The following is a 14270-nucleotide window of genomic DNA, read 5'->3' on the forward strand; positions in this document are numbered from 1 at the left end:
ATCAATATCTCAATAATGCCTGGCAGCCGGGTTTGTACGCCGCTTCGTTGCTGCGCGGTTATGCAATGTCCTTTGTTGCCGGGTTGTTGTCATTCGGTTCGTAAACTATTTATGGGGTTGGCAACAGCTGCTTTGATGGCCTGGAAACTAACGGTGGCCAGCGCTACCAGTATTGCTCCTGCACCGGCCATAACAAATACCCACCAGCTTATGCTGAAGCGGTACGCAAAATCCTGCAGCCATTTGTGCATGATGAACCACGCTACCGGGAACGCAAACGCGCAGGCAATCATCACCAGTTTCAGGAAGTAACCGGAAAGTAGCATTACCACCTGGCCTACATTGGCGCCAAGTGTTTTGCGTATGCCAATTTCTTTGGTGCGCTGCTCTGCAGTAAAAGTGGCCAAACCAAATAGCCCCAGGCAGGCAACAAAAATGGTGAGCACTGCAAATATGCTGAGGATGGTGCCTGTTTTGTCTTCTGCCTGGTAAAGTGCCGTATAATCTTCATCCAGGAATGAGTATTTAACAGGCTCATCCACACCGAATGTTTTCCATTGTGCCTTGATAGCCGATAGTAAGCCGGGAATATCTTTTCCTTTTGTACGGATAATCAGCCCGGGATTGCGTTGCAAAACCATCATCACCGGGCCTATTGGCTCGTGCAGGGATTGAAAGTTAAAATCTTTCACCACGCCGATTACCTGCAGGCCTTTGGCGCTTCCCTGCAAATTGGTGCTGAAGTTTAACGTATGCCCCGCTGCATGAACTCCCCAGCCATAAATACTGGCCAGCGTTTCATTTACAATAACGCAGGATGAATCTGTGCGAAGGTCTCCGGAGAAGTTTCTGCCTGCGGCCAGCTGCATGCCCATGGTAGCTATATAACGGTGATCGATCTTGTACACGTTGGTTCTCCTGGAAAGCGAAGTGTTGCCATCCGGGAATGTAAGCGTCATATCATTGTAAATGGGTGCAACAGGAAGATAACCGCCGTTAGACACATTCAGTACACGCTGATCGTTGAGGAGCTGCTGTTTTAACAATGCTTCCCGGTTGCCCAGTATGGCAGTGTTCCTGAGCACCAGCACCTGGTCTTTATTAAAACCCAGTTTCATGTGCCGGATATAATTCAACTGCTCATAAACCACCACTGTACCAATGATCAGCATCACCGAGATGAAAAACTGGAACACCACCAAACCACTGCGCAGACTAGTTTTCCGTCTTGAAATGAATTTGCTTTTGAGAACGGCAACCGGTTTAAAAGAGGATAGAAAAAATGCCGGATAACTGCCCGCCATCATGCCAATAACCATTGCAAAAGCCAGGTAGCCTGCCAGGTAAAGGGGGCTGCTGAGAAACCGGAGCGACAGGTTTTTGTTGGCCAGGTGGTTGAACACCGGCAGCCCTAGTCTGGCCAGCATCAAACCTGTTACTGATGCAATCACAGCGAGTAATATGGATTCAAAAAGAAACTGGCGGATTAAAGCAGATTTGGCGGAGCCAAGTACTTTCCGGATCCCTACTTCTTTTGCCCTTTTGGAGGCACCTGCCGTAGAAAGATTCATAAAATTGATACAGGCGATCAGCAGCATAAACAGTGCGGTAACGCCAAAAATATACACATATTGAATGTCCCCGCCTGGTTCCAGGTTCACCGCAAAGTTGGAACGCAGGTGAATATCGGTAAGCGGTTGCAGGTAAAACCCGGCTTCATTTCCCTTTTTGCTGAACGTCTCCATATCCATCCCGATTGCCTGTTTTAATTGCGGCCCCATGTATTTTTCTGTCATCTGCGGCAGTTTCGCCTGCAGCTTTTTATAGTCGAACCCTTCGGCTAATACCAGGTAGGTGTAGTAGCTGCCATTTAAAAAAGAAGTACTTCTTGCTTCCGGTACATCTGCCAGCGAGGAAAAGAAATCAAAATGAAAATGCGCGTTGGCAGGTATGCTTTTAATAACGCCTGTGACTTTTTTGGTAACACCATATGTTTTAAATACCAGCAGTTTTCCCATGGGATCTTCATCGCCGAAATATCTGCGCGCTGCATCTTCAGTGATCACTACGGCATTGAGGTCGGTAAGGGCAGTTTGGGCATTGCCTTTTACAAACGGGAGCGTGAACACGCTGAAAAAATTTGAGTCAACAGCACAGGTAGTTTCGCCCTCAAATGTTTTTTCCTGGTAGCTGATTTTGACAGGGGAGTTTTTCAGCAGCCGCGTTGCTTCCTCAACCTCAGGATAATCGTGTTGCAATGTTTGTGCAACGGGCGCCATTACAACGGCCTCCTTCACTACTTCGCCACTCAGTTTGCCACCGAAGGTTACGCGTACCATGCGGTTTGCCTTGGTGTTGAATTTATCGTAGCTCAATTCATCACTTACAAATAGGGTGATGATCAAACAAACGGCCATGCCGGTTGCCAGGCCAAAAATATTGATGAAAGAAAAGGCCTTGTTTCTCATCAGGTTTCGCCAGGCAATGGTGAAATAGTTCTTAAGCATGAGGATTAATTGAGGTACCAAAATGGCCTAAAAAAAATGCCAGCAGTTTATATACTTATAAATCAGCCCTTTAAAGGAAAATACCCACAATAAAAGCGTTCATAAACGCACAGTAACTGTCCGTTTGCACCCACAGGGAATATGCACAGGGAGCTAATTAAAATACCAGGGAAAATAATTTTAAAATTTCCCGGCCGGATATTTTGAAAAATGATCCAGTTTGCTATCTTTGCACTCCCCAATAACGAAGAAGCTTGTTAAGTTGTTGATTGATAATGCGTTATAAGGGTTAATCAAAGGCGGAAGTAGCTCATTTGGTAGAGCACGACCTTGCCAAGGTCGGGGTGGCCAGTTCGAGCCTGGTCTTCCGCTCAAAAAAATAGAAAGGTTCCTTTTACAGGAGCCTTTTTTCATTTACAGCACTGCAGGCGGCTCCCTGGCCACCCCGGGTTTACATTAGCACAGTATTGGTATTATATTATTACTGCCACACACTCAACTGGCTGTGTTATTTGCATGAACCAACAAAAACATCATTTCACTAACCTTCTATTGGTATTGGCCGGTTGTTTGGCTTTCACTGTTTCGCAGGCGCAGCGTGGGGATTCAGCAACAGCCGGGCGGCGCGATACGGTGGTAACGAAGCGGGATACAGCCATGCAGACAGATCTCATCGATGTGATAAAACGCGCATTTCACATAAAGCTGAAAAAGCCGGAAAGCGAACCAGGCAAAAAAGTATATTATTCACTGTTACCCATCTCTTCTAATGTACCCGGTGGCGGCCGCGCGCTGGTGACTTCTACAACTGCGGGATTTTATTTGGGTAATAGAAGCAACACTTATATATCAGGAATAACATTCGCGCCGTATTTCAATTTCAAGGGCAGGTATGGATTTCCATTTAAATCAAATCTTTGGCTTAGCGGTAACAAATGGAACCTGCAGGGCGATACGCGTTTAATGGTGTACCCGCAATACACCTGGGGACTGGGCGGCAATAACACCGAGCGCGACAAGGTGCTGGTGAACTATAACTATTTCCGTTTTTACCATAGTGCACTGCGCAGAATAAAGCCTTACCTGCTGATAGGTGGCGGTTATTACCTGGATTATCACACAAACATTCATACCATTAACGATACCATGGGCTTGCAAAAGCTTACAGGGTACGGCTATGGTACAAAGCAAAATGAAAATTCCCTTTCATCGGGCGTTACATTTAACATGCTGTACGATTCGCGGTCCAATTTCTTTAACCCATTGCCCGGTATGTATGCTAACCTTGTGTACCGCGTTAATCCACGTTTTCTTGGCAGTAACGACAGCTGGCAATCATTATATATTGATCTGCGTAAGTATGTGCGCATTGAAGGCCAAAAGTTGCACACCATGGCCTTGTGGGGATTTTACTGGACGGCGCTTAACTCAAACGTTCCTTATCTTGATTTGCCTGCCATTGGATGGGACCCTTCCAACCGCTCGGGCCGTGGTTTTGACCAGAACCGTTACAGGGGAAAAGGTTTGATTGATTTTGAAGCAGAATACCGCAGTGAACTTACCAGCAACGGATTATTTGGTTTTGTGGTATTCGCCAATGCCAATAGTGTGAGTGAGCCGGGTACACACTCCTACAAATACATACATGCTGCCGCAGGTGCAGGCCTGCGTATCAAATTCAATAAACGCTCCAATACCAATATTGCCCTTGATTATGGCTTCAGTAAAGGTTATTCACAGTTTTACCTTAACCTGGGTGAGGTGTTTTAATGTGTGAAAAATCACCTGTGAAATAAGCTGCATGTATGGTAATTTGGCTATGCAGTATTCAATATACACTGTTACATCTTTACAACTTCATCATTGCATAAAGTAGTGTTGCTGTGCAAACAGGAAGGCTTCGAAATGCGCGATATAACTGCATATCATGCTGTAACAGGATACCTGCAATTACATAAAACATTGAGCTGTTGCATCGTTCAATATCCTGTGTTATTTCTTTTGATGGCTATTGACAAACTCTGTTGCGTTTTGTACATTTAATAACGCGCTTACTTTATCCCTTCCCGTTAAGAAACAAGCTTCTTCTTTTCCGTACCAAAACTATTCTCAACTGCTGTCATCTACAAAAAACTCTATACTATGAGAAAATCTACCATCTGGTCCCTGCTCATGTGCTGCGCTATCGTGTATTCCTGCCGGAAAGAAGAGGTTAACAATGTTCAGCGGCAAACGCCCTTGTCATACAACAACCGTCATGAAGACAGAGGTTTTATTATTCTTGCCAAAGAAGGAAGTAACCTCGAAAGTATTGCTACACGCCTCACCAGCCTCGGTTGTAAAAAATTCGTGCTGAAAGAATCAATACCTGAAATAGGTTTGATACATGTGCAGACACCTGATCCGTCTTTTGCGGCAAAAGCCCGCGGTATCAACGGTGTTGAATCTGTTGTGGTTGATATTGTATCACACTGGCTGCCTAAAATACAAACACGCTCATCCAGGATTGCGCAACCATTGAATGCCGGTGCACAGCCTGAGGCAAAAACAGCCAAGAGCGTGGGCGACAGTTACAGCTTTCTGCAATGGGGGCTTAAGTCTGTAAATGCATTTGGTGCATGGGATCAGGGGTACAAAGGTGCACATGCCACCGTTGCTGTGCTCGACGGCGGTTTTTTAACACACAATCCTGAGCTGGTGGCCAACATTGTTGGCTCTAAAAGCTTTATTGACGGCGAAGAAGTGGAATACCACGGGGAAGAAGGTTTTAGCCATGGCTCGCATGTTGCCGGAACCATTGCTGCCATAAGCGACGGGCTGGGTGTGGCAGGTGTTGCGCCAAAAGCCAAACTGTTGCTGGTGAAAGTGCTGGCCGATAATGGCAGCGGCCCATGGAGCAGCCTCATCAACGGTTTAATGTATGCATCAAAGAAAAATGTTGATGTGGTAAATATGAGCCTCGGTGCCTTGCTGCCGCTGCGTACCTATACGGATGACAACGGCACACCCGATGACCCGTCTGACGATTTTGTGGTGCAGTACGACCGGGATGTAAAACAACTGGTAACTGCCTTAAACCGTGCAACGCTGTACGCTACCTTACATGGTGCTACACTTATTGCGGCATCGGGTAATGATGGTGTAAATGTAGATGCAGAGAGAAATTACACCGCCTATCCTGCGGCCTGCGCGGGCGTACTGGCCATCGCGGCTAATGGTCCGCATGGCTGGGGACATAACCAGGATACCAGCCTGTATTTGCCTGCGCCTTTCTCCAATATCGGTAAATCGCTGATCAGCTATGGTGCGCCGGGTGGCAATGATTCTGACCCGGAAGATTTCAGCGAAGTAAATGTAGGCGGCGTAGTAGCGCCGGCGCTGGTGTTTGACTGGGTGTTCAACATTGGCTTTGTGGATGAAACCACATCTCCTGCATCTTACTTCTATGGCTGGGCTGCAGGCACCTCCATGGCTGCACCGCATGCAAGCGCTGTGGCAGCCCTCATCTATGATAAGTACCGTGGCCTTGCCTCGCCTTTACTGGTTGATATTATCCTGCGCGGTACCGCAGTAGATTATGGTCCGCGCGGCAAAGATGCTTTTTTTGGTTACGGACAGGTGAATGCTGCCCGTGCCGTGAGATAACCTGATGAATACCCATTTAATTCTGAAGCCTGTACAGTTTTGTACGGGCTTTATTATTTCAGCGAATGCCTATTTTTGTTACATGCCAAATAAAGAGCTCAACATCAGTATTACCGTAGATGCCGTTGTGTTCGGGTATGCCAAAGGCGAGGGCGTATCGGTATTGCGGACCCTGCCCGGCGGTTTTGTGCTTGAAGAAGAATCGCTGGAACAGGCGATGCAGCGTGAATTGCAGGAAGAGACCGGTATTAAGGTAAATTACCTGGAGCAGCTGTATACATTTGGCAAACCGGGGCTAAACCCACTAAAATAATTCTGAAACACACAAAATCGCTGGTATATGGGCAACACGAACATTATTCTCCTGGCAGACGCATATAAATATTCTCACCATAAATTTTATTACCCCGGGACTACCTGCATTTATGCTTATCTCGAAAGCCGCGGCGGCCAGTTCCCGGAAACGGTGTTTTTCGGCTTGCAGTATATCATCAAAAAATACTTTACCGGTGTTGTATTTACCAAAGAGATAATAGACGAAGCCGAAACCCTGTTGCAGGGCATCTTCGGCCGTACAGATGTATTCGACCGCAGCAAGTTTGATTATATCGTGGAAAAACACGGCGGCCGTTTGCCGGTACGTATCAGGGCGGTAAAGGAAGGCAGCGTGGTGCCTGTAAGCAACGTGCTGCTCACCATTGAAAATACCGATCCCAATTGTTACTGGCTCACCAATTTCCTGGAAACAGTATTGATGCAGGTTTGGTACCCCGCCACGGTAGCTACGCTGAGTTACCAGATACGCAAAATTGTAACACTATATTACGAGGAGACCGCATCTGCAGGTGCAACAGCAGGTATTGATTATGTGCTGAATGATTTTGGTTTTCGTGGTGCCAGCTCCTGCGAAAGCGCAGCATTGGGCGGCATGTCGCACCTGCTGAGTTTTAAAGGCAGCGATACCGTACTGGCTGCTGCTTATGCCAAGGAATACTACCAGGCTTCGGTGCCGCCCGCTACATCGGTTCCGGCAACAGAGCATTCTATTATGACGTTGCTGGGCGAAGAAGGCGAACTGGAAATGTTCCGCCATGTATTGCAGGCTTATCCCACCGGTGTAATTTCTGTAGTGTCTGATTCGTATGATATTTTCAGGGCCTGCAGTGAATACTGGGGTACTGAATTGAAAGAACTGATTTTAAACAGGCAGGGCACTCTCGTCATCCGTCCCGATTCAGGTGACCCCGTATATACTGTGCTGCGTGTGCTGAGTATCCTGTTTAACCATTTTGGTTATACCATTAACGACAAAGGTTACCGCGTATTGCCGCCGCAGGTAAGGGTGATACAAGGTGACGGCATTAATCTCGACACCATTCGTTTGCTGTTCAGCGCACTGAAGCTGAATGGTATTTCTATAGAAAATATTATACTTGGTATGGGCGGTGCGCTGCTGCAGAAAGTAGACAGGGATACGCAGCGCTACGCCATTAAATGCGCCTATGCAGAAGTAGACGGCAAAAAAATAAATGTACAGAAACACCCGCTGGAAATAGATTCCAAGGGCCAGCTGGTGACTTCTTTTAAAACATCGAAAGCAGGCAGGCTGCAGCTGGTAAAAACGACCGGCGGTTTTAAAACCATTCCTGAAGGTGAAGCAGGGGAATATGTAAACGAACTGGAAACTGTGTTTGAAAACGGCGAGCTGTTGCGCAACCAGGATTTTGACAGCATTAAAGCGGCATTGCTCAGTACCATTGTGCCGGCAGAAAACAATGTTCAATACGTGAAATAAAGATATGACAGCGCAGGATGATGTATTTGCTTTTGCAGAGCGATATTATGGCATAAACATAAAAGCGGCAACACAGCTGGGTGGCTACTCCAACCGCAACCTGCTGGTAACAACAACCGGTAACCGGCAGTATGTAATGCGCATTGCGACAGCTGCAGTGGCCCCTTTACCTGCTGCTTAAAAAGAGCGAAACCATGGCCGGGTAGCACTGGCCGGTTAAGCTATTTTGGCGAAACATACGGTTTGTGGAAATAAATTGTTAAATTGACACTTTACTAAATCCAACGTATGCATTGCTCGTCTGTGAAACGCATGCTGGCAGGCCTCGCGCTTTTCTGCGCCGTAGGTGCAACTGCCCAGCAACGTGATTATCCCATACAACCTGTGGCATTTACTGCCGTTCACTTTACTGATCATTTCTGGGGACCTAAAGTAAATATCAATGCAGATGTTACTATCCCGTATTTACTGGAAATGTGCCGTGAAAACGGCCGTATCGATAATTTCCTCCGCGCAGCCAAAAAGCTCAATGATGGTAAAATGACGGTATATCCCTTTGATGATACTGATTTGTTCAAAGCCATTGAAGGCGCTTCGTACAGCTTGCAGGTAAAGAAAGATCCCGCACTGGAAAAATACCTCGATTCACTGATTGCAATTATCGGCGCAGCGCAGGAGCCGGACGGGTACCTCTATACTTTCCGCACCATGAATGCCCCCAAACCGCATGAGTGGATAGGAAAGGAGCGCTGGAAAAATGACCCCATGCTCAGTCACGAGTTATACAATGCCGGTCATCTTTTTGATGCTGCCGTAGCGCATTACCAGGCAACAGGCAAAACTGCCCTGCTCAATATTGCACTGAAATATGCTGACCTGCTGGTGGCAACATTCGGTCCGGGTAAGGAACAGGAATATCCCGGTCACCAGATCGTAGAAACAGGCCTGGTGAAACTGTACCGTGTTACCGGTGAAAAGAAATACCTCGATCTCGCTAAGTTCTTTCTGGATGTGCGCGGCCCCAATGGCGATGCCTATCATCAATCCAACAAAAAAGTAGTTGATCAGCATGTGGCCGAAGGCCATGCCGTACGTGCCGCCTACATGTACTCCGGCATGGCGGATATTGCTGCACTTACCGGTGATCAGCGCTACCTGATGGCCATTGATGATATCTGGAAAGATGTGGCGGAAAAGAAGCTATACATCACTGGTGGTATCGGCGCAACCGGCAATGGAGAGGCGTTCGGCGGTGATTATGACCTGCCCAATATGTCGGCCTATGCCGAAACCTGTGCTTCCATTGCCAATGTGTACTGGAACAACCGCATGTTTTTATTACATGGCGATGCGAAGTATATTGATGTGCTGGAGCGCACGCTGTACAATGGTGTACTTGCCGGTGTATCGCTCAGTGGTAACCGTTTTTTCTATCCCAACCCGCTGGCATCTATGGGGCAGCATGAACGCAGTGCCTGGTTCGACTGCGCCTGCTGCATTTCAAGCATGTCGCGTTTTCTGCCTTCTGTAGCAGGGTATGTGTATGCGCAGGATAACAATAACCTGTACATAAACCTTTTTGCCAGCAACAAGGCTACACTGCATCTCAGCAATGGTTCTGTAAGTCTGCACCAGCAAACCGAATATCCGTGGCAGGGCAGGGTAGCAGTAACGCTCGATACGGTAGCGAATGCCGGTTTTACGCTGCGCATCCGCATTCCCGGCTGGGTGAAAGAGCAGCCTGTACCAGGCAACCTGTATCGCTTTGCAGCAGTAAAAGAACAGCAGGTGCCTGTTACCATTAATGGTCATATTGTTGCCTACAAAGAAGAAAAGGGCTACGCTGTACTTCAACACAACTGGAAAAATGGCGATGTAATTACAATTGATTTCCCGATGCAGGTGCAAAAGGTGATTGCCCGCGATGCTGTGAAGGCCGATGCCGGCCGCTTTGCTTTTCAGTACGGCCCGGTAGTATATTGCCTCGAAAGCAAAGACAATGCAGACAGCACGGTGCAGAACATTACCGTAGATACCGCAAGCGCTGTGCAGGTGCAGTATGTAAGCAACCTGCTGAATGGTGTTACCACGCTCACCACCAACGGTACGGCGCTTACGCATATAGCAGGTAGCGAAGCTGCTGTTGCTAAACCTGTAACAGTAACTGCCATTCCCTATTACGCGTGGTGCAACCGCGGCGCGGCTGATATGGAGGTATGGATTCCCTACCGTGCCTCGCTCGCTGTTGCAAAGCCATTACCTGCCATCGCTTCAAAAAGCAGGGTAACAGTATCGCTTAAAAATAAGCGCGTATGGCATGCGTTGAACGACCAGTATGTGCCTGCCAGCTCGGCTGATAACAGCGGGTTGTACCTGCACTTTTGGCCGGCGAAGGATACCACTGAATGGGCACAGTACGATTTTGACAAACCTTACACCATCTCCCAATCAAAAGTATATTGGTACGATGATGGTCCATGGGGCGGATGCCGTCTGCCTGCTTCCTGGAAATTGTATTATAAAAAAGACGGTACATGGGTGCCTGTGAGCAATACCACGCCTTACAACACGCAGAAAGACCAATACAATGCCGTGCAGTTTCAACCGGTAACCACAACCGCCCTGCGGCTGGAAATACAGCTGCCTCAAAACAATTCGAGCGGCATACACGAATGGTCGGTTGAGTAACCGGCAATTCCTGTTTTTGGTTTATCTTGTCGTCTCTATGCAACCCATATTCAACCCTGATTCAACAGGTAACGGCCATACCGGTACCTGTGTTAACTGTGGCTGCGAAGGTGTTATCCCCGGCTACAGGCATGCCCTCTGCGGTGATTGCCGCAGTTATTTTGTGCGGTTTCCCATTCCCCGGTGGGTGCAGTTGTTTGGTGCAGCGGTGTTGTTGCTGCTGGCACTGGCGCTTACGCAGTTTCCCAAACGATTCTCTGCAGCACTTTCCCTGCAGCGCGCCAAACAGGCCATACAGCAAAAAAAATATGTTACCGCGCAACGCCGTTTGCAGGATGTGGTTGCCGACCAGCCCGGTTGCCTGGATGCAAAGAAATACCTGGCAGTAGCCGCTTTCTATAACTTTGATTTTGCTGAACTGGACAGGATGGACAGCATCCTGGCAGGAACAGATATAGAAGAAACCAATGCTGCCGACAATGAGCTGGATTATGTGCTGAGAAGATACAAGGATTACTATCCCTCTGATTCACTGCGCCCGAAACTGGATGCTTATAAAGATAGTGCAGAGACGTTGCAGCTTTCGCTGTACAATACCTGGCTGCAGCAATACCCGGATGATTTTGCCTATATCACCACGCTCTATGCATCTGCCTGCATCTCGCTGGATAAGTATGCCATGGCCGATTCATTGCTGAATACTGCGTTGCACCGCAATGGCAATCACATGCGCGTGCTGCGGTACAAGGTGTATCTCAAACAGCAACTGCATCAGTCTGATTCTGCATTGTATTTCTGCGACCGTATACTGGCGATAAATAAAGAAGCCACAATTGCATTGGCGCCCAAGGCGCGTATTTTACTGCGCCAGGGTAAAAAGAAAGATGCCCTGCAGCTGGCAGAAGAAAGTTACAGCCTTAGCCAGGGCGATGCCTATTCCATGGCTACACTGGCGCTTGCTTATCACTTTAACAAGAAGTTCGGTGAGCGCGACCGGCTTATTCAACAGGCTTCGCATGATAGTGTACAGGCCAGTTATATGGAATATGCACGCGATGTAATCAGTGGTAAAGAAAACTTCAATCCTTAAAATCTTAAAATACACGAGATGTTCATTCCCGGAATGTATGTAAGTATGATCACCTTTCCCGGTGTAGTGGTACATGAACTTGCACACCAGCTGTTTTGCCGCTGGTTAAAAGTGCCGGTGTTTAAAGTGGTGTATTATCAATTCGACAATCCTGCCGGTTACGTACTGCACGAGCGGCCTAAGCAGCAATGGAAAAGTTTGTTCATCAGTATCGGCCCTTTTTTCATTAATACGCTGCTGGGTATATTGATTGCGCTACCCGCTGCATTGCCTATTGCTTCGTTTAGTAATCCCGGTTTTATTGATATCGTTCTACTGTATCTCGGTGTAAGCATCGCTATGCATGCCTTTCCCAGCAGGGGCGATGCTGAGGTGATATGGAGCAGCATACGCGAAGAAGGCACACCTATGTGGCTGAAGATACTGGCATATCCTGTTGTAGGGCTGATACACCTGGTTGCCATCGGCAGCTTTTTCTGGCTCGATGCAATCTATGGTGTGGCCGTTACCATCGGGTTTCCCAAATTACTGGTGGCCTTGTGTTCGTAGCTTACATACCTTCATAAAACCGCCATTTGCTCACATATTCTTTTTCCAGCGGCTGGTTGGTTAGTATCGCCCTGATCATTTCAACAGGCATATTGTTGAGGTGCATAATGGTATCGTGAAACTGTTTGTAGCTCATTTTACCGCTATCTACCAGCTCATGTTTTAACGCATAAAACTGCCTGCCGCCGGTGAGGTAGGCCAGCTGGTACAGCGGCGGGTAATGGCCTGTAAAAGAACGGCGCACTTCACCCGCTGCATTGGCGCGTTCATGGCCTACACGGTCAACCAGGAAGTCGATGCATTGCTGCGGTGTCCATTTACCCAAATGGTAATTGAGCGAAAAGATAATGCGTGCGCAACGATGCATATGCCAGAATAGCATACCTATGCGGTCTTCAGGGCCTTGCGGAAATTCCAGATCCCACAGCAGCAGTTCCCAGTATAACGACCAGCCTTCCGTCCAGAATGGCGTATCAAAATTGCGGTAGGTTCTGTTACGTTCGTTCATAAAGTACTCCAGGTTATGTCCTGCCAGCAATTCATGATGTACCGTTGCCCTGGAAAAATGCGGGTTATTGCCGCGCATGCTCATCAGGCGGTCGTTCTCTTCCATGGTATTGGTGGGGTAGGATATCAGGATATCCGTGCCACCCAAAAAGAAGGGCGCTATCAATTGTGCTTCGGGTGTCATCATGCGCATGCCCCAGGTTTCTTCTGCCAGCGGCGGAATTGTAATCAGGTCATGCTGCTTGATAAAGCCGATCGATTCATTGTATAATTTATAAATCGCCTCAGGCTGTTTGCCTGCAGGTACATACGTGTTCTTCACTTTCTCCATCGCAGCTTTCCAGTCATCACCAAAGCCCATTTCACGCGAAGCCTTCAGCATCTCCTGGTCGCACCACGCAAACTCCTTGTTGGCTATCGTAATAAGTTCCTCGGGCGTGTAAGGGATCATTTCATATTTCAGCTGGCGCACCAGTTCGTCCCTGCCTGCAGGCTGACCAACAATGCCGCTTTTATCAGGCGGCACCAGCTCTTCCAGCTTTTTTTTAAAAGCACCTGCATAATGGGTTAAAGCACTGTCGAGGTTTTTATACGGCATGGGCACCCACCAGCTAAAAAGCGGGTCGTAGCCATTGTAGAATTCAAATATACTTTTCAGTGATAACTGCAGGTTGCGGATGGTTTGCCTGGCATGGTCAATTGCCGCAGGTTGCAGGTCTTTTGCTGTTTTCAGCTGTTCTTCCAGCGCAGTTACCTGTTTGGTTATATCGTACCAGTCCTTTGCCGTTTGCTGTGCATTCAGCTGAAACCCGCGCCTGCGCAGTCGTTCGGTACTGCGGATGCTGTCTGCAAACGGGAACCATTGTTTTATTTTCTGCCATGCAGCAGAATCGTTGGAGGCTACCTGCAGTTTGGCCAGCAGATCACGTTTAAACAGGATATAATCCACCTTGCATTCCTGCGGCAGGCTGTTAAAGTCAAGCAGGCCCAGGCGTTGCAGGTAGGTGTGGTACAACTGGTTAAGCCGGTTTCTTTTTTCCGGTGAATCACCCGGCCCGGTGCCGCTCCAGCGCGATTCATCATCCGGTGCGCCTGCACTGTAAATATGCAGCAGTGCGCCATAGTCTGCATTGTATTCCTGTATCAGGTTGGGCATTTCCTGGCAGGGCACATAGTTCTGCGCGGCAGAACTGGTAATGGTTTGTGCAGATGAAGCAGTACTGCATGATAAGAATAGCAGCGATCCGGCACAGTACTGCAATAGTTTTTTTCTCATGTAGAAGGTTTGTTTTGGGCCATGCAGTTAACTATACCGCAGTGCCGGTGTTTAAAAGTAATACATCCCGCTAAAAGAATCTACGCAAACGTTTCCGGTAATTAGTAACGCGGAAAATAAGCTGCCATTCACCTATATGCCTTGCTTTGCTGTTCGTATGATGTATGAATATGCTTAATTTAGTCATCGCCCTGCCGCAATGCCGGCCTCAGC

The 14270-nt window shown here is 47.9% G+C and carries 10 protein-coding genes and 1 tRNA gene; 9 read left to right on the forward strand and 2 right to left on the reverse strand.

The window, feature by feature from the left end; all coding sequences use genetic code 11:
* Nucleotides 1-89: 89 nt before the first annotated feature.
* A complete protein-coding gene (locus DXN05_RS07140; protein WP_116846558.1) occupies nt 90-2507 on the reverse strand; it encodes an ABC transporter permease in 2418 nt (805 codons plus the stop codon).
* Nucleotides 2508-2806: 299 nt separating this feature from the next.
* On the opposite strand from DXN05_RS07140, the gene DXN05_RS07145 reads away from it, so the two are divergent.
* The 9 genes from DXN05_RS07145 to DXN05_RS07180 all read left to right on the forward strand — a co-directional run bounded on the left by DXN05_RS07145 (nt 2807) and on the right by DXN05_RS07180 (nt 12274).
* Nucleotides 2807-2879: transfer RNA gene (locus DXN05_RS07145), tRNA-Gly, on the forward strand.
* Nucleotides 2880-3023: 144 nt separating this feature from the next.
* Entirely contained in the window at nt 3024-4277 is a 1254-nt protein-coding gene (locus tag DXN05_RS07150) for a BamA/TamA family outer membrane protein (RefSeq protein ID WP_116846559.1), read from the forward strand.
* A gap of 372 nt (nt 4278-4649) precedes the next feature.
* Nucleotides 4650-6152: a S8 family serine peptidase gene (locus DXN05_RS07155; protein WP_116846560.1), complete on the forward strand. Its 1503-nt coding sequence runs from the start codon at nt 4650-4652 to the stop codon at nt 6150-6152.
* Nucleotides 6153-6234: 82 nt separating this feature from the next.
* Nucleotides 6235-6465, forward strand: coding sequence for an NUDIX domain-containing protein (locus tag DXN05_RS07160; RefSeq protein WP_116847119.1), 231 nt, complete (start codon nt 6235-6237; stop codon nt 6463-6465).
* 27 nt (nt 6466-6492) lie between these two features.
* Complete coding sequence (locus tag DXN05_RS07165; RefSeq protein WP_116846561.1) at nt 6493-7947, forward strand: nicotinate phosphoribosyltransferase; 1455 nt, start codon at nt 6493-6495, stop codon at nt 7945-7947.
* A gap of 4 nt (nt 7948-7951) precedes the next feature.
* The gene (locus tag DXN05_RS24610; RefSeq protein ID WP_158559157.1) at nt 7952-8128 is read left to right on the forward strand and encodes a hypothetical protein; all 177 of its coding nucleotides are present in this window, start codon (nt 7952-7954) and stop codon (nt 8126-8128) included.
* A 107-nt stretch (nt 8129-8235) separates the two neighbouring features.
* A complete protein-coding gene (locus DXN05_RS07170) occupies nt 8236-10635 on the forward strand; it encodes a glycoside hydrolase family 127 protein (protein WP_245975151.1) in 2400 nt (799 codons plus the stop codon).
* Between the two features lie 37 nt (nt 10636-10672).
* The gene (locus tag DXN05_RS07175) at nt 10673-11725 is read left to right on the forward strand and encodes a tetratricopeptide repeat protein (RefSeq protein ID WP_116846563.1); all 1053 of its coding nucleotides are present in this window, start codon (nt 10673-10675) and stop codon (nt 11723-11725) included.
* 18 nt (nt 11726-11743) lie between these two features.
* On the forward strand, nt 11744-12274 hold the full coding sequence (locus DXN05_RS07180; RefSeq protein WP_116846564.1) for a DUF3267 domain-containing protein: 531 nt from the start codon (nt 11744-11746) through the stop codon (nt 12272-12274).
* Nucleotide 12275: 1 nt separating this feature from the next.
* Here DXN05_RS07180 and DXN05_RS07185 read toward each other — a convergent pair whose 3' ends face one another.
* Nucleotides 12276-14057, reverse strand: a complete 1782-nt coding sequence (locus tag DXN05_RS07185; RefSeq protein WP_116846565.1) for a DUF885 family protein — start codon at nt 14055-14057, stop codon at nt 12276-12278.
* Nucleotides 14058-14270: the final 213 nt, after the last annotated feature.

This window comes from Deminuibacter soli, from assembly GCF_003412455.1.
GTDB lineage: Bacteria > Bacteroidota > Bacteroidia > Chitinophagales > Chitinophagaceae > Deminuibacter > Deminuibacter soli.